The sequence below is a fragment of the Spirochaeta cellobiosiphila DSM 17781 genome, from assembly GCF_000426705.1.
Lineage (GTDB): Bacteria > Spirochaetota > Spirochaetia > DSM-17781 > DSM-17781 > Spirochaeta_E > Spirochaeta_E cellobiosiphila.
This window is the reverse complement of record NZ_AUFW01000007.1, coordinates 199,088-223,605: the sequence shown is the minus strand read 5'-3', so window position 1 is coordinate 223,605 and position 24,518 is coordinate 199,088. Positions and strand designations below refer to the sequence as shown.

The window sequence follows — 24,518 nt, the reverse complement described above, 5'->3', positions numbered from 1 at the left end:
ATTATTAATATTAAAAGTTAGAAGAGCCTTCTAAAGATATTGGAAGGCCCTTCTAAAAGTTTTAGCTGGTCCTTCTAACTATTTTAGAAGCCCCTTCTAAAATCTATATGTCTACTGTGATTTAACAATTTGACAGTTGATTTGGCTAGGTTTACGATTGAAGGAGGAGGACTTTATATGAACGTAGCCCGTCGAATGAGCAAGAATCCCATCACCATTACAGCAGAAATGGCTGTTACAGATGCCCAGGCACTCATGAATAGAGAAAAGGTTCATCGCTTACCTGTTTTAGACAAAAATAAGAAGATCATTGGTATTGTCACAGAGAAAGATCTACTCTATGCCTCTCCCAGTCCTGCTTCCACTCTCAATGTGTATGAAATGACTAATCTGTTATCCAAGCTCAAAGTAAAAGAGATTATGACCAAAAAAGTTATTACCGCTAACGCTGATGATCCCATTGAAGATGCAGCTCGTACCATGGCAGATAATAATATCGGTGGCTTACCAGTTGTAAAGGGAGAGCTCCTGGTTGGTATCATAACAGAATCTGATATATTTAAGACCTTTATCGAACTCTTTGGTGCTAGAGAGCAGGGGATACGTTTAACATTGGAGGCTCCTGACAGACAGGGACAATTGGCTGATATTGCGGATACCATACGCTCTATTGGGGCCAATGTGGTAAGTATTGGTTCTTTCCTGGGAGAGGAAGCCAGTCACGGCCTTATAATCATCAAGTTATCTGGTGTTGATGTGGATACCGTTCAAAAGGCGTTTAAATCTCACCAAGAAATACTCATTGATTTGAGAGAAGTCTGACATTAGTGATTGATTAAATCTAAGCCTTTCTATAAAAAGGAGATAGCATTAGCTGGCGGGACTTGAATTCTTTATGTTCAATCTTATATAATAGGCCGGAATAATTTTTGGATCTGTAAATCCCCCATATTTATCAAGAGAGGTTTGGGTTAAAATGAGTATTGATATTACTAAAATGCGTAACATCGGAATTAGTGCGCACATCGATTCAGGTAAGACGACTCTTACTGAGCGTATTTTGTTCTATTGTAACAAGATTCACGCCATCCACGAAGTCAGAGGAAAAGATGGTGTTGGCGCAACTATGGACTCTATGGAGTTGGAAAAAGAACGAGGAATCACAATTGCCTCAGCCGCTACAAATGTAACATGGAAAGATCACCCTATTAACATCATCGATACACCAGGACACGTTGACTTTACAATTGAAGTAGAGAGAGCTCTCCGTGTACTTGATGGAGCTATACTTGTACTTTGTTCTGTTTCAGGTGTTCAGTCACAATCCATTACTGTAGATAGACAGCTTAAACGGTACAATGTTCCACGACTTGCCTTCGTAAACAAGTGTGACAGAACTGGTGCCAATCCTTACAATGTTAAACAACAGCTAGTCGATAAGCTTAATCTTAATGCTGTATTGTTCCAAATTCCAATCGGATTGGAAGACAAGCATGAAGGTGTTGTCGATTTAATTAGAATGAAAGCTTACTATTTTGAAGGAGAAGGCGGAGTTGATCTTATTGAAAAAGACATTCCTGCTGAACTTCAAGCGGAAGCAGAAGAAAAGCAAGGTATCCTTTATGATGAACTTGCTAACTTCGATGATGAATTGATGATGATTCACATGGAAGGAGAACAAGTTCCTGAAGAAGTAGCTTACCGAGCTGCTAGAAAAGGTGTCCTTGATCTAGCTCTTGTACCTGTATTCATGGGATCTGCTTATAAGAATAAGGGTGTTCAGTTATTACTTGATGCTGTTACCCGATTCCTTCCTGCTCCTCCTGATGTTAAAAACGAAGCATTAGACTTGGACAAAGATGAAGAACCAGTAGTTCTTAAGCCAGATGACAATGAAAAGACTGTTGCCCTTGCCTTCAAATTGGAAGATGGACAATATGGTCAGTTGACCTACGTTCGTGTATACCAAGGTATGCTTAAGAAGGGTGGAGAACTTACAAACATTAGAACAGGTAAGAGATTCAAGATTGGACGTCTTATCCGAATGCACTCTAACCATACAGAAGATATTACAGAAGCAGGTTCTGGTGATATTGTTGCTTTGTTTGGTATTGAATGTGCTTCTGGAGATACATTCTGTGATTCAAGTTTGAATTACTCTATGACTTCTATGTATGTACCTGAACCAGTTATTTCCCTTTCTATCACTCCTGTTGATAAGAAAGCTGCTGATAACATGGCTAAGGCTCTTAACCGTTTTACTAAGGAAGACCCTACTTTCCGAACCTATGTGGATCAAGAGTCTAATCAGACTATTATTCAAGGTATGGGTGAGCTTCACCTTGATGTATATATCGAAAGAATGAAACGAGAATACAAGGCAGAAGTTGAAACTGGTATGCCACAAGTTGCTTACCGTGAGACTATCTCCGGCTCGTCTCCTTTCAACTACACTCACAAGAAACAAACTGGTGGATCTGGACAATACGGTCGAGTTGCTGGTGAAATGTCCCCTCTGGAAGAAGGACATTATGAATTTGAAAACAACATCAAAGGGGGATCTATTCCTACAGAATACATTCCTGCTGTTGATCGTGGTTTCCAGATGGCTATGGAAAAAGGTCAATTGATCGGATTCCCTGTAGTAGGTGTTAAGATGATGATCAATGATGGTCAGTATCATGCTGTTGACTCTTCAGATATGGCTTTCCAGATTGCAGCTCTTAATGCATTCAAGGAAACTTACATGAAGTGTAATCCTATTATTCTTGAGCCTATCATGAAAGTAACTGTTGAAGGTCCAAATGAGTTCCAGGGAAATATCTTTGGTTCTCTTAACCAACGACGTGGTATGATTTCTTCTTCTTCTGATGAAGGAAACAGCTGTGTTGTTGAAGCGGAAGTACCATTAAGTGAAATGTTCGGATACTCAACTACTTTGAGATCTTCTACTCAAGGTAAAGCTGAGTTCTCAATGGAATTCTTAAAGTATGGTAAAGTTCCTCAATCCATCTCTGATGAATTGATCAAATCACACCAAGCTAAGAAAGCTGCTGAACAGAAATAATTTTAATAGCAAATGTAGATATAAGCTGCTTCCTATGGGAGCAGCTTTTTTTATCTCTCTTTAACGTGATTTTGTAACAGCGATTTTGGGACAGCTATTAGTGAACATACAGATACTGCAATAGGGACTTGTCGGTTTACAGATATTTTGTCCATATACCACAAGATATTCATTAACCGGTATCCAGTATTGTAATGGGAGAACTGCTGATAAAGCTGGTTCTGATTCCTCTGCTGTCTTGGTACTAATCCATCCCATCCTGTTAGCTATACGATGAACATGGGTATCTACACAAATAGCCGGTATGTTAAAAGCTAAGCTTAAGACAAGGTTTGTTGTCTTAAGTCCAACACCGGGAAGCTCCAATAGGGCTTCCTTACTCTGGGGTACAGCTCCCTTGTGTTTACTTATTATTATATGGCTTATGTTTTTAATCTGCTGCGCTTTACGTTTGTAAAAGCCAGCTGGATAGATGAGTTCTTCGATTGTTGCTGTTGGTAACTGTATTATCTCTTCTGGAGTGGAAGCTGTTTTAAATAAACGACGGGATGAAGCTAATGTCACTTCATCCTTCGTTCTTAATGATAGTATTGTTGATATGAGCAACATAAAAGGTGTTGCCTTTTCTAAAGCCAGTATACTTACTGATGGTGTTTCAATGTCTTGAGCGAAGCATTCTAATTTATTAAAAAGTTCATCCCAGTATTTATCATTCTTATGGTTCATTGATGATAAAACTAAAGCTTATTCTTCCAATTTATCAAATATTAACTGTTCTACTTCTTCCTTTGGTTTATCAAGAGAGAAAGATATTTCATCAATTAATAATTTAAGTGCAGAATCAAATAACCGACGTTCCATAATAGGAAGCTCTTTCACCTTACTTCTATGATAAAGTGTTTTTACTACTTGTGCGATATCAACAACAGAACCTTTTTTTAGTAAGTCCAAGTTCATCTGGTAACGCATTTTCCAATCAGCAGGAACTACGTCTTGTTCTTCTTGGAAAATCTTAAGAGCTGTCTGAGCTTCTTTTTTATCGACAATGGCTCGAATACCAAGTTCCTCTGCTTTATCAATAGGAACAAGAACTGTCATATCACTGGCAGCTAAGTATATTTCATAATAGGTTGTTTCCTTCCCTTTAAATACTCTCTGCATGATTTTGTTAACTTGCCCAACCCCTTGTAAAGGGTAAACTACTTTTTGACCTTCTGAGAAAGTCGGATTTGCTTCAGTCATAGCCGCAATTATATAAAAAAAGCTGGATGTAGTCAAATCGGACAAGAGGCATTATATTAAGATTAGGTATGAAGAAGAGACTAAAAAGTAGATCATATTTAGGAATTTTGTTTCCTCTCTTAATTATTCTTCTCATTATTATAGCTTATTTTACCAGAAAGCTCTGGATTCCAGTTTTTACAGATCCTGACAAAATAAAGGATTTCATCCTTAGGGAAGGGAAATGGGGACCTTTAGCTTTTATTGGCATCCAATTTATTCAGGTGGTTATATTTATTATACCGGGAGAAGTGGCCCAGTTAGCTGCAGGATATATTTTTGGACCATTATGGGGGACTATCTATTCCGTCATTGGAATACTGATAGGTTCTGTATTTAATTTTTATATGGCAAGGCTATTAGGTTATCCCTTTGTAGAATTGGTCTTATCTAAGGAATCAGTCGAAAAGTTTGAGAAGCTAATTTCTAGTTCCAAAGCTAAAGCAGGTTTTTTCCTCTTTTTCCTTATCCCGGGAATTCCTAAGGATGCCTTGTGTTATGTAGCAGGAGTATCAAGAATATCCTTTATCTCCTTCCTTGTTCTGTCTGGTATAGGAAGAGCCCCAGGTATTATTGGCAGCACGATAATGGGATCCTCTCTGGCAGAGCGGCAGTGGACTGTTGCTATTATTTTGTTTGTTTTAACCGCTTTATTAGCTGTGGGAACTATGTTGTTCCGGAATCAAATTCACCAGTGGGTTCAGCGTATTTCGGGAATCGATAAAGGCCAATCCAGGAATGATTAGTCCTTCTCCATAATCTAAATACTTAAAAGGGTGTATATCTAAAGGATTTGCATACCATCCTTTAATATAGTTTGTATCAATCAGATTAAACACTGCCGAATTCCCTAAGGGAAGAATGATACCCGAATCGAGTAAGATTTTTTCTGCCTCCGCTTGTGTTTTAAAGCGGTCAGGTCTGGGTTCTCCAGAGGATTGCTCTACTATGTCATCATATGCCTTATTTGAATATTGACTATCGTTAAGATTACTGTTGCTTGTCCACATTTGTAGGAAAGTAAGCGGATCTGCAAAATCTCCTATCCAGCTTATGGATCCTAATGTATAGCTATCTTCGTCCAAGGCTCTGTAATATTGGTTATAAGGTGTTTGTTCGATATCTACTGTGACTTTTAGTTTTTCTTCCCAAGTGTTTTTCATTAAGAGAGCGATCCTGTTTAACTCATCACTTTGGGATATAAGGATTTTTATGGTGGGAAGTCCCTTTCCTTCTGGATAACCGGCCTCTTTTAAGTTGGCCATTCCCTTTTCAATATCCGTATGAGCACTTCCTTCCACTTTGGGGTAGGATTGGAAAGCGGGAACTAAGGTTTCTGTTTGATAATACTGATTTTTTCGTATTTCTTGCCAAGGTAATAGTTGGATTAAGCCCAGTCTAACTTTGGGGTTCTTATAAACCTCATTGGACTCTTGAAAGTAAAAGTAACTTGTGGCAAATAAGCTATTGTATACAATGGCTGGTCGCCAGCTAACTCCATTAAAATCAAAACCATCAGCAACCCATTGTGCCTGATTTTTATTAAACATATCTGTTTTCTCTGAAGGATCATCAACTACTTTTAATTTGATCTTATCCAAGGCTACATTTGCTTTATCCCAATAGTAGTTATTTTTAATGAGATCGTATCCATAGTCCTGTTTTACAGGATAGAAAGCCCCTGAGAATTTAGGATCTCCTTGTTTATTTAATGTGTAGGGGATGAAGCTGTGGTGACATAATATGTTTAGAAAATGCGCTCCTGGTCTAACAAGGTCTACTTGTAAAGTGGTGTCATTTATTACGGTTATCTTGACTGTTTTTTTATCTTTTATCTTACCCAGGCGGTAGTCTCTGACTCCCTGAACTATATCCAATAAGGAGGCATAGTCCGCATTGGTTTGTGGTAGGATTAATCTCATCCAGGAGTCATAGAAATCTTGTGCCTTAATAGGAGTGCCATCGCTGAATTTTGCATTTGGGTTTAGGTGAAAGGTGTATCTTAACTTATCTTTTGATATATCCCAGGAAGAGGCTATTGCCGGAAGAGGTTCAAGGGTTTGGGGATCATAGGTCACTATACCCTCATAAATGCCGGTGAAGAATTGTGCTTCTGTTGTTGTAATGGCATGTGCCGGATCCATAGCAACATCTGATGTGTCGATGAGGACTGTCATGTCCTCGCTAAAACCTTGATAACAAAGAACTGAAAGTACTATAAGACTAATTAATCTACGCAAAATAATGTTCCTAAACCTTGTTGATATATTCCTTGATTTTATCTATATGTCCAGTTCCTCTCAAGGGCTTAATGAAGACTTCATTAAATCCTGCTTTGCGAAGATTCTCTATTTCCATATCATCACTTGTTATGGCGATCAAGGGGATGTTTGGATCTGTCTGTCTAATCGTTCTAGCTACTTCATCGCCATTTAAACCAGGCATATACTGGTCTAATATAATCATTTTATATTGGTTTGAGGTAGCTAAATCTAAAGCTTCTCTCCCATCACGGGCCAGATCACATTGAAGGTCATTCTTTTCGAATTGAATTTGAAGCAATTTGCGGTTTGTAAACTCGTCTTCAGCGTATAGTATATCTTTAATTGACAATTTTAACTCCCTATTATTGGCAGACCCACCCTCTTATTATATATAATTTTTAGAGAGAATACTCATAAATTGTTTAATTAAATGGTAAGGGTTCAGCGTATGAGATGTTAAAGCAAAAAGTTATAGGTGTCTATATTGGTGGTTTTGATAGCCGTTTTCCTCTTCTTATGCTTAAAGGAATACATGCTATAGCTCGTGAAAAAAATATTAAGATCATCTATGTATCCGCTGGAACTGAGAATGTCCAGAGTCAGAAAGAACTCTCTATGCGCCAGGAAGTTCTTAAACTACTAAAACTGGGGATTGATGGTCTAATATTGATAACGGCCACTGTCAACAGGGATACACAATTTGCTGAGGAGATTCTTTATTTAAAAGAAAACTTTTTGATTCCTATAGTCTTTATAGGAAGCCCTCTAGAGGGATATGATTCTCTTTTGATAGACAATGTTCGTACCTATAAAGAACTCGTCTATCTTGTGCTAAAGTCCAATAAAGATAGGAAATATCTATTTATTTCAGGACCTCTTAAACATGATTTTGTTAAAGATCGTTTACGAGGCTTTCATATTGCCTTAGAACAATTAGGTATTCCCATAGACAGTAATCGTGAGATCTTTCTTAATAATCACACTAGTTATGATGGGGGGCAAGGTGTAAAAGAAGCGATTGAAAAGAATATCGACTTTGATATTGTCTTTTGTATAAATGACGAATTAGCTTTAGGTGCTTCTGCAGAATTGGTTCATCGTGGATATAAAATTCCAGATGATATCTGGATTACCGGTTTTGATAATATACCAGAAACTATGTCTGCCATACCAAATATTACAACCGTAGAGCGGGGTGGGTATTATGCTGGTATGGAAGCGGTCTTAAAGATCTTATACCCCGATTATTGTACAGAATATGTAAGCTATCCTTGGAGTATTGAATGGCGTGAATCAACGGGCAACTACTTCTTAGAAAATACGAATGATATTTCTATTCATTCTCTTGATGAGTTGGCAGATTGCTTAATTGGACATTTTAAGCCTCCCTTTTTATTACCCTCTTTTCCTTCCAAAGAATTATGGATAGACAAATTTCTTATACCTCTTATGGAGTCTTTAAAAAGTAAGGAAGTTAATTTTAATAGTCTGCAAGTCTTAATAAAGTCGGCTTACTTTCATATTCTGGATTTGAGTTTATGGCCTCGTATTATTGAGTACATTGGCCATTTTGATCAGTATTTATCAACTTTCTTAGATATTCCTACAGAAGCCTTACGTGATCGTTTAAGAGTATTGGGTCATTTTATCATTAATCAATATAGTCTGCGAGAATATCAAGAACAGCTTTCTTTTTATGAACTCAATCAAAAGTTAAGTGTGTCTGCTAGCCAATATTCAATGACGAATTTCTTGGATACCATGGCTCAGGAAGTCCAGAAGTTTGGAGTGCACTCTTTAAGTGTATCTTTTTGGGATTCAGATAAGAACTGGACTTTGCGAGAGATCCTACGATTAGACCCTGGAGGAGAATACAAGATTAAATGGCCCAAAGGCCAAGCTTATACCGCAAAAAAGCTATGGGAACAGTATTATTCCCATGATAGTGAAGCCTTTACCTTGTTTTTGCCATTATTTGGAGCTGAAGAATCTTTTGGAATACTGGTATTAGAACTGGTTAAACCCTGTTTTATTATAATTGAATCTATTCGTTCTGTTATCTCTGTGGCATTACAAAGCTCCTATCTATTAAGTGAAATACGAAAACAATCAGAGAAGCTGGAAGCCACAGTAAATGTTCGTACTAAAGCCCTACAAGAGCTAAATAAAAAGATGAAGATTCAAATTGCTACCAAAGAACTTTTACTTGATAAGCTTCGTAGAAGTGAGAAAAGATACAGAGACTTCTTTGAAAATGATCTTACTGGTGATTTTATTGTTAACAACAAATTGAGAGTTCTTGATTGCAATGTGGCTTTTGCCAGGATCTTTGGGTACAAGAATACAAATCAGGCTATAGGGAGTAGTATGTTGAATTATTTCCCCCTATATGAAGACTTTAAGCGTTTAGCAAAGCAATTTTTTAGAACCAAGAGTTTTGAATACCTTGAAACACAATTGGTTAGACCAGATGGAAAAGTTGTTGATATTATAGCAAATATTATCGGGACATTTGATGAGAACGGATGTTTGCAGAGCATTAGGGGATATGTCTTTGATAATACTCCTAGAAAATCCTTGGAACGGCAAATGATTCAAAACCAAAAACTAGAAGGTTTAGGGCGTTTGGCTGGAGGGATTGCCCATGATTTTAATAATTTGCTAACTGTAATAAATGGGTATTCTGAATTAATTCTAGCAGAGTTAGAAGAAAAATCTCCTTATTATTCAGATATATCTGAAATCAGAGAAGCAGGAATCAAAGCGGCTTCTTTAACCAATCAGTTACTTTCTTTTTCTAGAAAAAAGACAGTAAGTCTATCCTCTTTAAGTCTCAATAAAATCATTCGGGGAATGGAGACTCTCTTCGAAAGATTTTTAGGTGAGCATATTCTCTTGAACTTTTACTTGGAAGCCCAGTCTGATTATATAAAAGGTGATAAGAGTCAAGTGGAGCAAGTATTGATGAATCTTGTTCTCAATGCAAAGGACGCTTTAGGCGGTGGTGGTCATCTTACCGTTAAGACTAGCAATGTTCAGTTAAAAGAAACTTTATATCTAATCCGTGGAGCTTTATTGCCTGGTGAATATCTCTTACTGACAGTAAAGGATGATGGGGAAGGTATGGAGGAAGAGGTTAAAGCTCATATCTTTGAACCTTTTTACACTACCAAAGGTCATGGGCAGGGCACAGGTTTAGGAATGGCCACTGTGTACGGGATCATTGAACAAATGAAAGCAGATATAAAAATTTTGACAAAACCTGGATATGGTACAAGCTTTGAGATATATTTTAAGCCAATTCAACAGGGATCCAAGGATGATAAGGAAAAGTTATCTTCTTCTCGTCTTGTGAGCAATAATAGGGAATGCCCTATTTTACTAGTTGAAGATGAAGCCCCTGTACGAGAGTTTGCTTCAAGGGTTCTCAGACAGGCTGGATATGATGTTAAGGAAGCATGTAATGGTAATCAGGCTTTGGAATATGCTCAGACATATACGAAAGCCCCGTTCTTGATTACCGATGTTATTATGGCTGGAATGAGCGGTCCAGAATTGGCTAAAAGATTAAAAAGTCGTTTCAAATTTATAAAAACTCTCTTTATCTCTGGCTATGCTGATGATTATATTCAGAAGCATGGAATAGCTAGTGAAGAGCTGTGTCTCCTCCACAAACCCTTCAAATCGGAAGAAATTCTGCAAAAATTAGAAGAAATGTTGCAAGATTAGTGGTTTGGTTCTTGATTTTTCCTTCTCGATAGCTAGAATCCAAGCAAATATAAGATAAATGGAGTCGGTAAATAATGTCAGTACAGCGTGCATTGTTGTTTTTATGTTTTACGATCATTATCGCCGGATGTGATAAACACATTGTAGAAGAAGCTAATGTAGTCAGTGTTCCAGATATAAACGAATCCTACCATTGGCCAAGTAAGGGAAGCTTTGAAGATTATTATAATAACCCTATTACTAAGGAACTTGTAAAGAAGTTTTTTAATGGATATACACGAAATCCAAGTTTAACAAAAATGATTTTAGATGAATCTATAAAGCAAGGGGTATCTCCTTCATTGGTATTCGCCTTAGTCTGGGCAGAAAGTGATTTCAATATTCAGGCAATTAATCAGAATCCTACAAGTATTGATAGAGGATTGTTTCAACTTAATAACAGAAGCTTTCCCCATATGGTTGAAGCAGATTTCTTTAATCCAGAATTAAATATCAAGACTGGTGTATCCTACTTAAAAGGTTGTCTTGATAAAGGTGGTAATGAGGTTGTGGCTCTTGCTATGTATAATGCAGGTGCTTCTAGAGTCGCTCAAGGGGGAACTCCAAAGATGACACTTAACTATATTGATAAGATACTTGAGTATAAATCAACTTTGGAAGATTCTTTTAAAGTTGCTTTAATAAAAACTCCTTCCAAAGCCGCCTACCAAACAAAGGCACACAAAAAGGTTAAGCTTCTTCTTGACAGAAAAAATACCCTGAACTAGTTTGGGGTATGATCGTTGCATTAAAACACAATATAAGTTCAGAGCAAAGTAAAAAATTCTATGATAGTATTGCTTCAAAAGACTGTACTTATGAGGAACATAATTTTGGGGCTTATACTATAGTATCCATAGATGGTGATTTATCTGGATTATGTGCAGATAAAGATGTTATTGCCTCAGTTGTTATCCCCAAATCCCTTCGTCATTTTAAGAAGGATAATACAACAGTTTCACTTGGTTCATTACAGATCGGAGATAATCGATTAACGATTGGAATAGATCAGCCTTCTCCTGATCTATTCCAAAGTGTGATAGTCAATGGAGCTTCTTTTGTTAGAATAGCCAACAGCTTTGATGCTCCTCAATCATCAATTCCTTATATTGTTGTTATAAATTCTCAAGAAGAGTTGGATAATATACCAGAATATGTACCAATACAGCTTAATTACCTTCCGGATAAGTGGCCTGTAAGCAGATCTGGACTTATTTTATTGCCCCGCTCTATTTTCAATAATATCAGTGATTGGTTGTGGGCCAGTCATTTACTTCTGGATAATAATAATGTAAACATCATTTTGTTTATGGATTTGCTCACAGAATTATCGGATTCTCTAAGTATCATTAAAATAAAAGAACTTAGTCATCTTCCTCTTTTTGTAGACTGTAGTTCTATGCCCTTGTCTAAAGAGAAAGTAATACCTCTAATTCTGTCTTCAGTTCTTACGGGTGTAAATGGAATTATATTAGAAGTTCATGAGAATAAGGATAGCTTAAACCTTTTTCAATTTGAAGAGTTAATGATGAATATAATAGGTCTAGCTGCCATGATGGATATGGAGTTAAGTAGGTTGCCTTTAAAAATCAATTCATCTCATAAGACTATCCAGGAGTTTACTGAGAAGCTGCCTATAGGCTTTCAAGGAGAACGGGGGGCTTATTCTGAAAAGGCTCTTTTTACTTACTTTGATGAGAATAAAGCTGAACCTATAGCATATAGTAGTTTTAGGGAAGTCTTTGAAGCCGTTTTAAAAGGGGAAATCGTCTATGGTGTTCTACCAGTGGAGAACACTCTAGGAGGTTCCATACATGAAAACTATGATTTATTATTACAATACCCTGATATCAAAATCATTGGTGAGCAACAGATTAGGATTCAGCACAATCTTATCTGCCATCCTTTGGCTGACTGGAAGAGTATTAAAAAGGTGTACAGTCATCCCCAGGGCTTAGCCCAATGTAAGGAATTCCTTGATAGTCATCCTGAATGGGAAAAGATTCCCTATTATGATACTGCTGGTTCTGTGAAGCAGATAGCTCAAACGGGTGATGTGACACTGGCAGGCATTGCCAGTGTAAAGGCAGCAGAAGTCTATCAAATGAAGATCCTTCAATCGGGTGTTGAAACTAATCCGATGAACTACACGCGGTTTTATATTGTAGCTGGACGATCTGAACCAGATATAGTGAATGCCAATGCTGCTACTTTTGTCTTTTCTACTCAAAATACACCAGGTTCCCTAGTTCGTAGTTTAGCTATTTTGCAAGACAATGATGTAAATATGCATAAGCTAGAGTCGCGGCCTATTAATGGTAAGCCCTGGACTTACATGTTTTATACAGATGTTGATCTACCTGAGGATAAAGCTAAATACCAAAGAGCCATTACTCAATTAAGGGAAGTAGCTTTAACTTTCCGTATTTTAGGTGAATATAGTAGGTAAAACTCTATTGGATTGTACTGGTATCAATACCAAGCTTCTCAAGCTGTTCCATTTCTTCTTTGACTGCTGTGTATTCATGGCGGAGTTGATTGGCTTTACCTAGTTGAGTTTTAATAACGCCTAATTCGTTTTTAATTCCCCGGATTCTGTTTCTCTCTCCTCTTGATGCTTCTGTTTTGAAGAATATATCTAATCCATTCATCGTTCTGGAAAAAGCAGTCAAATCATCTTGATTAGTACTAATAAAACTAAGCATTTGCTCTTCTGTATATGATATTCCTTTATTTTTCTGTCCAATAAGTTTGGCACGTATTGATGCTAAGGACCGGGCTTTATTCATTGCTTTTGCAGAGAACTCTGTGAAATTCACCATCTTGGTTCGGGTAGCACCAGTAAAAGGATCTACCTCTTCTGCTTCATAAAAGATTCCTTCTTTATCCAAGCCGAGCATTTTACGTACCCATTTACGAAATTTTATGGAAAAACTCTGCTTACGTGATTCAAGGAGTTGGCTATTATCGTTTAATTTTTTAATAGCCTGTTCTAGTGGAACATTTGTTGAAGCCAGAGCATTCATTCCATCGAATAGATACCCCTTCATCTCTGCTGAATTATCTTTCTTTTCTACTTTTTTTTCTTTTACACTGAGTCTTTGTAATAAAGAGTTTTGTAATTTTGCTTTATCCATGGAGTAATCTTCTTCAAGAAGTTCAGTTACCAATTCAGGAAAAAAATTACTACCTTTCATGTTTTGGGCAAAAACACGCTTTATTTGCCTTATGGCTTCCTTTTTATTTGTTTGAGCCAGGTGTTCAGTAATCTTAGCTTCAGGAATGACTTTGACGCGAATCTCAAGTTTATAGGCCTCTTTTGCATAAACAGTTTGAACTTTTAGATAGTTAAGTATTTTCCCATAGGAACTTTTTGCCATGTTTTGGTTGTCGGCTATGACTCCTGTGACAATATTATCGGTACCACCTTTCAAACGTGATGTAAGTTCATCAAATGAGCGTGTTATCGTATCTGAAGCTGTTGTTGATAACTTATCCCATTGTATATATTTGATAAAATTTATAAGTTTCTTTAAGCGGCTTAGGTTCAGAAATTCCGCACTGAATTGGTAATAGTTTAAGAGGAAATCTAATTGAGAATCATAATTAGCTAGTCGAATGGACATTTGTTCAGCCCTTTCATTTTCCATGAAAGGATCTCTGCTTGGTGCTGTGACTTCAGATATCTTAAGGTCATACTGATAAGGGTCTTCATTGATGAGTCCTTTCTTTAGCAATGTTTGATATATAGAGGAGAAGGACGCCTTGAATTTATGAAATTCCTGTTTCAACTGAGGCATTACTTCTGAGTCAATTTCTTTTCCCTTAGCAATAAGGTTTTTGGTTAATATCTCTTGAAAGTCATTAGTAGTATTTTCCATAGCATTTTCTATTATCGAATATTCCTCCGATTCTTACAATAACGGCTTATTTAATCAAGTCAATTAATTTTTATGAATCACATTGTTTTAAGATTATGTATTAATTATATGCCAATAATCTTCATATGTTTATTAATATCTTCTTCCTGTTCTTTTTTGGATTCATCTCCTGCTATGGATGTCTCCATTCCTGTCAGACAATATGCTATTCCAAAAATTGATCATTGTTATATGTATTGGTTGAACGAAGGCAATCAAATTCAAGAGAAGATAACTTATCCTGGTAACACAGAGTCTCTATTCCTATCAGATGAACTGGTTCTTGTTCAGGTTGATTATTATAGTTTTGACAATGATAGCCTGGCTTCTATGGGATATTGGGGGGATAAAAAGGGTTATTATGAGCTAGACGAAGATCAGGGCTGTATAACGAACTATATGCTTAAATGGATTGAAGCTGGTTATAATGTTCAAGATATCAATTGGGAACGTTTTGCCCAAAGAGCCTGTGATGTAACAAAAGGGAATCTGTACTTACTCAATAGCTATCATCTAATCAATAAGTTATTGCAGGGAGAGATGAACTATTTTGCTTTTAAACGTCTGGAAAACAAGGAAGTTGTCCTTCCTAGAGGTTGTGATAAACAATTTTACTTCTGTAACCCCTGGCAAGGGCTTAAAGTTCCAGGTGATCATGTGATTTTGATTATAGGACAGACATTATATTGGAATGAAGTAGGTATTAAAAAAGCCCTCTGGCTAGATAGCCAGGGGCATATATTATTTGATCACTAGATTGACTAATTTGCCTGGTACTACTATTTCTTTGACAATAGTCTTACCTTCCAGGAATTCTTTTATTCGATCATTTGATTTAGCAATGTTTAGCATCTGTTCTTTGTCAATATCCGCTTCTGTATCGATTTTGGCTCTAACTTTACCATTTATCTGTAATACTAAAGTAATAGTATCTTCTTTGGTTAAGTCTTCTTCGTAGCTAGGCCATTGTTCTTTGGCTATAGAGGTTGTTTTTCCTAGTTTATGCCATAACTCTTCTGCTAAGTGAGGGGCATAAGGACTAAGCAACAAAAGGAATTGACTCCAAAGTTCTGTATAAAGCTTTTCTTCTTTATAAAGATCATTTACAAATATCATCATTTGACTGATAGCGGTGTTAAATTCCAGATTTTCAGTATCACTGCTAACTTTCTTAATAGTCTTATGAAGGCTTTTAATCAAATGTTTTGGCGCTTCCTTTGTGGTACTTTCCCAATCGGAAGCCCTCCAAACTCTGTTAAGGAAGCGGTGAACACCTACGACTCCTTGGGTAGACCAGGGTTTTGAGACTGTTAGGGGGCCCATGAACATCTCATAGAGACGCATTGTATCAGCACCAAATTCACTGATAATGTCATCAGGATTGATTACATTCTTAAGAGATTTGGACATTTTAGCAACAACTTGCTGAACCTCTTCCCCTGTTGCTATCTCTATGTATTTATCTGTTTCAGGAGACTCTACTTCATCAATAGGAACGAGGCTTCCTTCTTTTCGTTGGTAGGCAAAGGACGTTATCATTCCCTGATTGACGAGCTTTTGAAAAGGCTCCTTAGTTGTTACCAGACCTAAATCAAATAATACTTTGTGCCAGAAACGTGCGTAGAGGAGATGTAATACAGCATGTTCGGCTCCTCCAACATAGAGATCAACAGGCATCCAGTATTTTTCTTTTTCAGGATCAACAAAACGATCCTTGTTCTTGGGATCTAAGTAACGCAAATAGTACCAGCAAGAACCAGCCCACTGGGGCATTGTATTGGTTTCTCTTTTGGCCGCTTTCCCTTTATAAGTTACGTCTACCCATTCTGATATATTGACAAGAGGTGACTCTCCTGTTCCTGAAGGTTCATAACTATCAACGTTAGGAAGGGTGATGGGTAATTCACTATCATCTACAGGAACGATACCATCTGCTGTATGTAATACGGGGATTGGTTCTCCCCAATATCTTTGTCTTGAGAAAATCCAGTCTCTTAATTTGTAGTTTACAGCTTTTGTTCCGCATTTATTAGCTTCTAACCATTCGATCATCTTGGTTATGGCTTCTTTTTTTCCTAAGCCATCAAGAAAGTCTGAATTAACATGTACTCCATCTTCTGTGTAGGCTTTTTGCTGAACATCACCACCTTTCAATACTTCGACAATAGGTAGGTCGAACTGTTTGGCAAACTCCCAGTCACGTGTATCATGTGCGGGTACAGCCATGATAGCTCCAGATCCGTAAGATATAAGAACATAATCAGCAACCCAGATAGGAATCTTTTTCCCATTGACTGGATTAATTCCATAAGCTCCCGAGAACACACCTGTTTTGCTCTTTGCCAAGTCTGTTCGTTCCAAATCCGACTTAAGAGCCGCTTGTTTTATATACTCATTTACAGCCGATTTTTGTTCAGGGCTGGTCATTTTGTCTATAAGTGGATGTTCTGGAGCCACTACCATATAGGTAGCTCCAAAAAGTGTATCCGGTCTTGTTGTATAGACTTCTAAATTAAAATCACAGTCTGCAACTTCAAAGGTAACATTAGCTCCTTCTGATCGACCGATCCAGTTCCTTTGCATAGCTTTTACAGATTCTGGCCAGTCCAAATTATCAAGGTCTTCAAGTAACCTATCAGCATAGGCTGTTATTTTTAGAACCCACTGTCTTATATTTCGTCGTTCGACTTGAGTTGAACATCGTTCACATTTACCATTTATGACTTCTTCATTCGCTAAACCTGTTTGACAACTGGGACACCAATTAATAGGCATTTGGGATTCATAAGCTAATCCTTTCTTGAACAGTTGAAGGAAAATCCATTGAGTCCAATGATAATAGTCTTCATCATGAGTTCGGATTTCTCTATCCCAGTCATATCCAAAACCCAAAGATTTGATTTGTTTAATAAAGTGTTCAATGTTTTGCTCAGTAGTAACCTTTGGAGGTGTTCCTGTCTTTATGGCATAATTCTCTGCTGGCAAACCAAAAGAGTCGAAACCCATAGGATGAAGAACATTGAAGCCATTCATGAGTTTATAGCGACCCCAAATATCTGTTGCCGTGTATCCTTCTGGATGTCCTACATGGAGGCCCGCAGCGGAAGGATAAGGGAACATATCCAGAATATATAATCTTTTTTCTTTTGGAATACTGGGATCTTCTTCCACTTTGAATATCTTATTTTCTTCCCAGTATTTCTGCCACTTCGGCTCTATTTCATTAAAGGCGTATTTACTCATAGCGAAGATCATACTAGTACGGAGGATGTCGGTCAATGCGAATAGATTTTTCAATATACATTTTCTGGGAAAAATATTGACTATGACAAAGGGAACTTTTAGATTTCTTCTATGAATACATTTAATCAATGGAATCAATTTGATCCTGATACACAAAAAGCTGCAGAAGTAGCTATAACAGAAGTATTAGCTATGAGATCTGGAGAGTCATTATTGATTGTCACTAATCCCTGTCAAGATGTGATGAGAATCTCAGAAGCCCTTTATGATGCCGCTATCAAAAAACAAGTAAATCCTGTTCTTATTGTTCAACCGGTAAAGTCTCAACTGGACTTTACAGATAAAGCCGTTATTGGAGCTCTTAAGTCAGAACCTGATGTGGTTATATCCATGAGTGAAGGTAAGATGGGAAAAGATAAAGAGGCTATGGAGCATCCCTATGTTGTTGATGGTAAGGAACAAAAGCATATCTATCACCACCTTATGTACGGAATTCATAAGACGAGAAGTTTTTGGAGTCCCGGTATAACAACAGAGATCTTCAGTAAATCAGTTCCTATCGATTACCATCGACTAAGAAAAGAAGCCTCTCTTGTCAAAAAAGTTCTAGATTCTTCAACGTTTGTACATATAACTAGCCCATTAGGAACTGATTTAGAAATGGGATTAAAGGAAAGAATTGCCTTCCTGGATGATGGTAACTTCTCTCTCTCTGGAAAAGGAGGGAACCTTCCTGCTGGTGAAGCCTTTATTAGTCCCGAAAATGGAACTTCCCAAGGTCAGATTGCCTTTAATGGTTCGATTAGTGCTTATGATGGTGACATCGTAATAGATACACCCATTATATGCAAAGTTGAGAAGGGTTTTGTCACTGATGTAGTAGGTGCTGAAGAAGCAAAGCGACTAGAAAAGAGTCTTCAAATAGGGGCCAAACAGGCCTATGAATGGGAAAAAGAAGGTAAGGTTCCTACTGGACAAGCTGAATACTATGCGCAAAATGCCCGTCATTTAGGTGAATTAGGCATAGGCTTGAATCCACAAGCTAAGGTTATAGGTAATATGTTGGTCGATGAAAAGGCTTACCGTACCTGTCATATTGCCATTGGAAGTAATTATGACAACGATGCCCCAGCACTCATTCACCTTGATGGTATTATCTCTGAACCAACAATAGTCAGCAAATTAGGCGATGGCTCTTCTGTTAAGTGGATGGATAAAGGTATCATTGATTTTGACTTATTAGGTTCTTTTCAATAGAACTTAAATTAACGCTGGTATCCGAGGATCCCAGCGTTTAGATTATTTATCAATTGATTTGTCATTTTCCAAATCATAAATTCTAGGGAAAAATTTAACTGATTTTACACGGTTACGATAAATGGATTCTACAACGAATTTACCCCGCGTTGTCATAAGAACTTCATTCCTCTGCGGAATTCGCCCTAACTGTTCAATAATAAAACCTCCTAAGGTTTGAATAGTCTTACTATGTGGTAGTTTGAGGTTTAGTTTATCTTCTAGTTGATAGAATGGAGTATCCCCCATAATTCTATAAACATTGTGTTTTATATTGTGAATTTTATCCTTTTCTGCTACTTCATCTTCATCATAGAGTTCACCCATGATTTCTTCAATTAAATCTTCTCGACTGGCGATACCGGCCAAACCACCGTATTCATCTAAGACAACAGCAATGTTTAGCTTCTCTTTTCTGAATTGATAAAATAGTTGATTAACTTTCTTTGTTAATGGAACAAAAATAGGAGGAACGGCTAATTCTCTTAAAGATATGTCTGTATCTCCTGAAGCAAAGGATTCCATGAGATCCTTACTAAGTAAAACTCCTGTTATTTCTTCGGGATCTTTATTGTATAAGGGGATACGGCTAAAGCCTTCATTCAGTACCTGATCAACAACATCCTTTACTTTCAGGTTTTCTTCCAGGCTAAAAACCTCTGTTCTGTGTGTCATGACAACCGATACTGGTGTTTGGTTCATCCGAAATACATTACGTACCATTTCTTCTTCATGGGTTTTGACAACACCTAGGTTTTCAGCCAGATTAACCATTTGTAGTAATCCTTCTAGAGTTAAGGTTCTTTTTTTCTTGCCTCCTACTATCTTAACAAGAATGTTACTAAACAGGCTAATAATCCATGTAATGGGTCGGAATACCCAACAGAGAAAGCCAATAATAGGTTCCATGAGTAAGCTTAATTGCTCGTTGTAATAAATAGCTAATTGTTTTGGTGTTACTTCTGCAAAGATAAGCATTATCAGAGTTAATACTCCTGTCATGGCTCCAATAAAGGCATTACCAAATACACGAATGGTTAATTCTGTGGCAATAGCTGAGGCTCCGATATTCGCTAAATTATTGCCTACAAGTATTGTAGTGATTAACACATCCGGCCGATTGGTTAATTTGGCAATATTTTTGCCTCTTCTTCCATGTTTTTGCTCTAATCTTCTGATCTGGACAGGTGTCAGACTAGTGTAAGCAGTTTCGCTGGATGAGAACATGGCAGATACAAGAATCAGTATTATGAGAATACCTATACTTGTGGCCATTGTTTCATCCTATTCGGTAGAGGGTCAGGGTCTAACATAATATACTTAGATTATCCAGTTTATCCCTTTTATAGCAAGTTGTTTTGGCTTGCCCGGTGTCAAAAAAAACATTATATTTTCACAAAATTCTACATTTTAAACAAATAGGAGAAGTGAAATGTCCCAACATACCTTTCAGACTGAGGTAAGCCAGCTTCTACATCTTATTATCCATTCTCTCTATTCTCATTCAGAGATATTTGTACGAGAGATTGTATCTAATGCTTCAGATGCCTTGGATAAGTTGAAGTACCTGAATCTGACTGATGATGAATTTAAATCACTTAAATTCGATCCAAGGATCACTATTAAGCTAGATGAAAAGGCTGGTACCATCACATTTATTGATAACGGGATTGGAATGAATCAAGAAGATCTTGTTGAAAATCTTGGAACAATTGCCCGTTCTGGCACTAAGAACTTTCTAAAAAACATTTCTGGTGACGCCAAAAAGGATTCTAATTTGATTGGTCAATTTGGTGTCGGTTTTTATTCAGCCTTCATGGTTGCTGACAAAATTGAAGTTGTTAGTAAGAAGGCAGGAGAAGACAAGGCCTGTAAATGGATATCAGATGGGAAAACTGGATATGATCTTGCTGATGCAGAAAAGGACGAACAAGGAACAGAGATTACTCTTTTTGTTAATGAAGCAGGCAAAGAGTATGCTTCTGCATGGAAACTAAAGGACCTTGTAAAAAAATACTCAAATCACATAGCATTCCCTATTTTTCTTGATTATGAAGACACTGAATGGGAAGGTGAGGGCGATGATAGAAAAGAAAAGAAAGTTCATAAAAATGAACAGATCAATAATGCCTCTGCCCTATGGAAAAAATCAAAGTCCGAATTAAAGGACGAAGATTATAATGAGTTTTACAAAACATTTGGAATGGATTGGGAAGATCCTCTTTTACACATTCATACCAAGGCTGAAGGAACACTAGAATATACAACATTATTCTTTATTCCCAAGAAGGCCCCCTTTGACTTATATCAAGCTGACTATAAACCTGGGGTAAAGCTTTACGTAAAAAGAGTATTTATCACAGATGATGAAAAAGAATTAATGCCCACTTACCTTAGATTCCTTAGAGGGGTCATTGATTCAGAAGATCTTCCATTGAATGTGAGTCGTGAAATTCTTCAACAGAACAAAGTTCTTGCAAGTATAAAGAATGCTTCTGTCAAAAAAGTTCTCAGTGAACTAAAGAACTTATCAGAAAAAGATGAAAAGAAGTACGATGAGTTCATCCAAGAGTTCAATAGACCTCTTAAAGAAGGTCTTTATTCTGATTATGCTAACAGAGATACTCTTCTTGAACTTGTTAGATTCAAATCTACTTCTGTAGAAGGTTATACAAGCTTAGCTTCTTATAAAGATAGAATGCCAGAAGACCAAAAAGCTATTTATTACATAACTGGTGATAAGGAAGAGGTATTAAGAAAGTCTCCCCTTCTAGAGGCTTATAAGAAAAAAGGCTTAGAAGTTCTTATCATGAATGATGACATCGATGACATTGTTATTCCTTCTATTGGTAAATACAATGAAATTGACCTTAAAGCTATTAACAAGTCTGATGCGGCAGAAGATCTTAAAACTGAAGAAGACAAAGAGAAGGAAAAAGAAGTTGAACCTTTTATCAAACAGGTTAAAGACGCCCTTGGTGAAAGAGTAAAGGATGTTGTAGCCTCAAACAGATTAACTGATAGTCCTTCTTGTATAATAATGGATGCAAATGATCCTAGTCTTCAAATGCAACAAATGATGAAGGCTATGGGCCAATCAATGGGAATGGGAGAAATCAAGCCTATCCTGGAGATAAATCCTAATCATGACATTGTATTAAAGATAAAAGATTCAAAAGATAAAGAGTTTATTACTGATGTAGCCAATCTCCTATTAGATCAAGCATTCCTTGCAGAAGGAGCAGAACTTAAAGATCCAACTGGGTTTGTAACAAGATTAAATCGAGTTATTGGTAGAGCTCTCTAATCTCATATAAAAAAAGCTATTGAACTAGTTTATGACTACGTTCAATAGCTTTTATTCTATACATGGAACTGGTCTATTTGATTTCCTATTCTATCAATGGCTTCCTTCATTTTAGAAACAATTTCAATTAGGGATGATTCGGTTTGACTTATTTGACTGGCACCGGAAGACATACTAGTCATGGTTTCTTGCATAATGTCTGTAGCTTGTTGAAGGCGTTTTATCTCTTCTAATATTTCACTATTGTTTTTCGACATATCAGCAGATGCAGAGTATACTTCGGAAGTACTGTCATTCATACTGGATAGGGAGATACTGATCTGTTTAGATCCTTGTTGTTGTTCTTCCATGGCATTTTTGATTTGACGGACTAGCTGATCTGTTAAACGGATACTTTCTGCAACGGCATTAAAAGTTTCACTGGATTCGGCAGAAGCATCAACAACGGTACCAATGGAATCACGAATCTTATTTAACTGTTCTCCAATGGTTTTAGATTGGATAGTTGATGTTTCAGATAATTTGCGAATCTCATCTGCGACAACACTAAAACCCTTTCCTGCATCACCAGCATGGGCAGCTTCAATGGCCGCATTCATGGCTAATAGGTTCGTTTGACTGGCAATGTTTGCAATGGCTGTGTTAGCTTCTTGAAGCATTTGTGACTGATTTTCTATCTGACCAATTCGTTCATTAACACTTTCTTGTTTTTCAATCCCGCTCTTGGCTTTCTCTTCTAGTTCTTCAAAGGATAGGGCCATCTTTTCGACAGAACCATTGACTCCTGTGATATTCCCAATCATTTCTTCAACAGCAGCAGAGGCTTCTGTAACACCAGCAGACTGATTTTCTATCATCTTTTCGAGGGTAGTAATATTTTCGGCTATCTTCCTAACAGCACCAGCTGTACTATCAACACCAGTGGCCTGGGAGGCGATTTGTTTGCTGATACTATTAATACTTTGAATAATATCAGTAATAGAAGAGGATGTTTCTTTTGTACTAATGTCAAGTTCACTTCCTGCTTCTGAAAGCTGATCCTTTGATGATTTCACTTCTTGCATAATAGTTTGGAGCTTCTCTACAAAGCTATTAAATCCTGATGTGACAGAACCTATTTCATTGCGGCTCTTAACTTCAATTCTCTGGGTGAGGTCTGCATTTCCTGTTGCAATACCGTGAATAGTCTTTTCAACGTTCTTTAAAGGTTTTAGTGATGATTGAATTAAAAATCCAGAGACAATGAGGAGTATAAGAACAATGATGACACTAATAAAGATTATATTAATCTGTAAATTTGAAGCTGTCTTATATACTTGATTCTCAGGAATAACTAAGGCAAGAGACCAAGGGGTTTTATTGATGGGGATATAGGTAATAAAACTACGACCACGAGATCCATCATTTATCCATTCTGTATTTGAGTTCCCTGCAATCATGTCTTTGGCTACCTTAGATAACCCTTTATATTCTTTATCACTCATTGTAACAAAGTTCTTTTTTAGTACAAAAGATTTATCGGGATGAGATAGTACTGTTCCATCTCCAGCAAGTAAAAAGGCATAACCCTTGGCACCTACAGATATACCATCTACTTTCTTTTGTATGGATTCCAGGGGCAGAGCTACAGCCATGAAGCCATCTCCATTTCCCTTAAACATTCCTTTTGTGATGGGAATGATCATTGAGTTTGATATAGAAGACATAATAGGATCACCAATATATTGATTTGCACCATTAATGAACATTTCTTTAAAGAAAGCCTGGTTCGCAACATTTTCTGTGGCTCCAGTATCACTATGGGCGACTCCATCAGGATCAATATACATGGCATAGGTAAAGTCGCCACTTCGTATTCCTTCTTGTGTTTTCAACCAGGCAATAATTTGTTCAGGATCGTGTGTATCCATAATACTGTCTTTTGTATAAATACGAACTTGCTGTGTGTACTTACTATTATTGGTAGTTAGGTTGGTGGCATTGGCTTGCAAAATTGCATTACTAAAACTCTGGTAATCTTTTGTTGTAGATTGCTGTACACTTTTTATCGAAAGAAAGTTTTGTATGACAAACATCAAAATAAAAAGTAGGCCTATTATTAAGACAAACCTTTTGGTTAGGTTATGATGCTTTCTTTTATTTTTCATTTATGTACCTCTATTATTATAGTATAGTTATTGTTTTTAACAATTCTATGACTGATTAATGAATGTTTAATAAAATATATGTTCAAGAATAATTCTTGTCTTTTGCAGAATTTAAGAAATATACTGAGTTTTCCTCTGGGGCTATGTTACTTGATGTAAATAATTTAAAATAATTAGTCAGTGGTCCCCACTCACTCTTTTTAAAAGGATCATTCATTAGAGGAA

The 24,518-nt window shown here is 36.9% G+C and carries 17 protein-coding genes; 9 read left to right on the top strand and 8 right to left on the bottom strand.

The window, feature by feature from the left end; genetic code table 11:
- The first annotated feature begins 177 nt into the window (after nucleotides 1–177).
- Nucleotides 178–822: a CBS and ACT domain-containing protein gene (locus K345_RS0100900; protein WP_028972567.1), complete on the top strand. Its 645-nt coding sequence runs from the start codon at nucleotides 178–180 to the stop codon at nucleotides 820–822.
- A gap of 160 nt (nucleotides 823–982) precedes the next feature.
- Nucleotides 983–3,067 (top strand): elongation factor G, encoded by a 2,085-nt coding sequence (gene fusA, locus K345_RS0100895; RefSeq protein WP_028972566.1) that lies wholly within the window; start codon nucleotides 983–985, stop codon nucleotides 3,065–3,067.
- Nucleotides 3,068–3,127: 60 nt separating this feature from the next.
- On the opposite strand, the gene K345_RS0100890 is transcribed toward fusA, so the two are convergent.
- Both K345_RS0100890 and K345_RS0100885 read right to left on the bottom strand, forming a co-directional pair.
- Nucleotides 3,128–3,793, bottom strand: a complete 666-nt coding sequence (locus K345_RS0100890) for an endonuclease III domain-containing protein (RefSeq protein ID WP_028972565.1) — start codon at nucleotides 3,791–3,793, stop codon at nucleotides 3,128–3,130.
- Between the two features lie 18 nt (nucleotides 3,794–3,811).
- A complete protein-coding gene (locus K345_RS0100885) occupies nucleotides 3,812–4,309 on the bottom strand; it encodes a CarD family transcriptional regulator (RefSeq protein WP_028972564.1) in 498 nt (165 codons plus the stop codon).
- Between the two features lie 68 nt (nucleotides 4,310–4,377).
- Between K345_RS0100885 and K345_RS22710 the strand changes: the two genes are divergently transcribed.
- The gene (locus K345_RS22710) at nucleotides 4,378–5,094 is read left to right on the top strand and encodes a TVP38/TMEM64 family protein (protein ID WP_083963564.1); all 717 of its coding nucleotides are present in this window, start codon (nucleotides 4,378–4,380) and stop codon (nucleotides 5,092–5,094) included.
- Here the strand turns inward: K345_RS22710 and K345_RS19160 are convergent.
- Together K345_RS19160 and K345_RS19155 are read right to left on the bottom strand one after the other, a co-directional pair.
- On the bottom strand, nucleotides 5,002–6,588 hold the full coding sequence (locus K345_RS19160) for a peptide ABC transporter substrate-binding protein (RefSeq protein ID WP_053227948.1): 1,587 nt from the start codon (nucleotides 6,586–6,588) through the stop codon (nucleotides 5,002–5,004). The genes K345_RS22710 and K345_RS19160 overlap by 93 nt on opposite strands.
- 10 nt (nucleotides 6,589–6,598) lie before the next feature.
- Nucleotides 6,599–6,961: a response regulator gene (locus tag K345_RS19155; protein ID WP_053227947.1), complete on the bottom strand. Its 363-nt coding sequence runs from the start codon at nucleotides 6,959–6,961 to the stop codon at nucleotides 6,599–6,601.
- Between the two features lie 104 nt (nucleotides 6,962–7,065).
- Here K345_RS19155 and K345_RS21990 point away from each other — a divergent pair, with 104 nt between their 5' ends.
- The 3 genes from K345_RS21990 to pheA all read left to right on the top strand — a co-directional run bounded on the left by K345_RS21990 (nucleotide 7,066) and on the right by pheA (nucleotide 12,829).
- Nucleotides 7,066–10,341: an ATP-binding protein gene (locus K345_RS21990; RefSeq protein ID WP_053227946.1), complete on the top strand. Its 3,276-nt coding sequence runs from the start codon at nucleotides 7,066–7,068 to the stop codon at nucleotides 10,339–10,341.
- A 74-nt stretch (nucleotides 10,342–10,415) separates the two neighbouring features.
- The gene (locus K345_RS0100865) at nucleotides 10,416–11,108 is read left to right on the top strand and encodes a lytic transglycosylase domain-containing protein (RefSeq protein WP_053227945.1); all 693 of its coding nucleotides are present in this window, start codon (nucleotides 10,416–10,418) and stop codon (nucleotides 11,106–11,108) included.
- An 8-nt stretch (nucleotides 11,109–11,116) separates the two neighbouring features.
- Nucleotides 11,117–12,829, top strand: a complete 1,713-nt coding sequence (pheA, locus tag K345_RS0100860; RefSeq protein ID WP_028972562.1) for a prephenate dehydratase — start codon at nucleotides 11,117–11,119, stop codon at nucleotides 12,827–12,829.
- A 4-nt stretch (nucleotides 12,830–12,833) separates the two neighbouring features.
- Here the strand turns inward: pheA and K345_RS0100855 are convergent, their stop codons facing one another.
- Nucleotides 12,834–14,261 carry a TP0584 family protein gene (locus K345_RS0100855; protein ID WP_028972561.1) on the bottom strand — a complete coding sequence of 476 codons (1,428 nt, stop codon included), beginning with the start codon at nucleotides 14,259–14,261 and terminating at the stop codon, nucleotides 12,834–12,836.
- Nucleotides 14,262–14,417: 156 nt separating this feature from the next.
- On the opposite strand from K345_RS0100855, the gene K345_RS0100850 reads away from it, so the two are divergent.
- A complete protein-coding gene (locus K345_RS0100850) occupies nucleotides 14,418–15,056 on the top strand; it encodes a hypothetical protein (RefSeq protein ID WP_211227807.1) in 639 nt (212 codons plus the stop codon).
- Here the strand turns inward: K345_RS0100850 and leuS are convergent.
- A complete protein-coding gene (gene leuS / locus K345_RS0100845; RefSeq protein WP_037570828.1) occupies nucleotides 15,042–17,543 on the bottom strand; it encodes a leucine--tRNA ligase in 2,502 nt (833 codons plus the stop codon). The genes K345_RS0100850 and leuS overlap by 15 nt on opposite strands.
- 111 nt (nucleotides 17,544–17,654) lie before the next feature.
- Between leuS and K345_RS19145 the strand changes: the two genes are divergently transcribed.
- The gene (locus tag K345_RS19145; RefSeq protein WP_053227944.1) at nucleotides 17,655–18,800 is read left to right on the top strand and encodes an aminopeptidase; all 1,146 of its coding nucleotides are present in this window, start codon (nucleotides 17,655–17,657) and stop codon (nucleotides 18,798–18,800) included.
- Nucleotides 18,801–18,842: 42 nt separating this feature from the next.
- Here K345_RS19145 and K345_RS19140 read toward each other — a convergent pair whose 3' ends face one another.
- A complete protein-coding gene (locus K345_RS19140; protein ID WP_053227943.1) occupies nucleotides 18,843–20,114 on the bottom strand; it encodes a hemolysin family protein in 1,272 nt (423 codons plus the stop codon).
- 157 nt (nucleotides 20,115–20,271) lie between these two features.
- On the opposite strand from K345_RS19140, the gene htpG reads away from it, so the two are divergent.
- Nucleotides 20,272–22,146 carry a molecular chaperone HtpG gene (gene htpG, locus K345_RS0100830; protein WP_028972558.1) on the top strand — a complete coding sequence of 625 codons (1,875 nt, stop codon included), beginning with the start codon at nucleotides 20,272–20,274 and terminating at the stop codon, nucleotides 22,144–22,146.
- Between the two features lie 56 nt (nucleotides 22,147–22,202).
- On the opposite strand, the gene K345_RS0100825 is transcribed toward htpG, so the two are convergent.
- A complete protein-coding gene (locus tag K345_RS0100825) occupies nucleotides 22,203–24,293 on the bottom strand; it encodes a methyl-accepting chemotaxis protein (protein WP_028972557.1) in 2,091 nt (696 codons plus the stop codon).
- Nucleotides 24,294–24,518 lie beyond the last annotated feature (225 nt).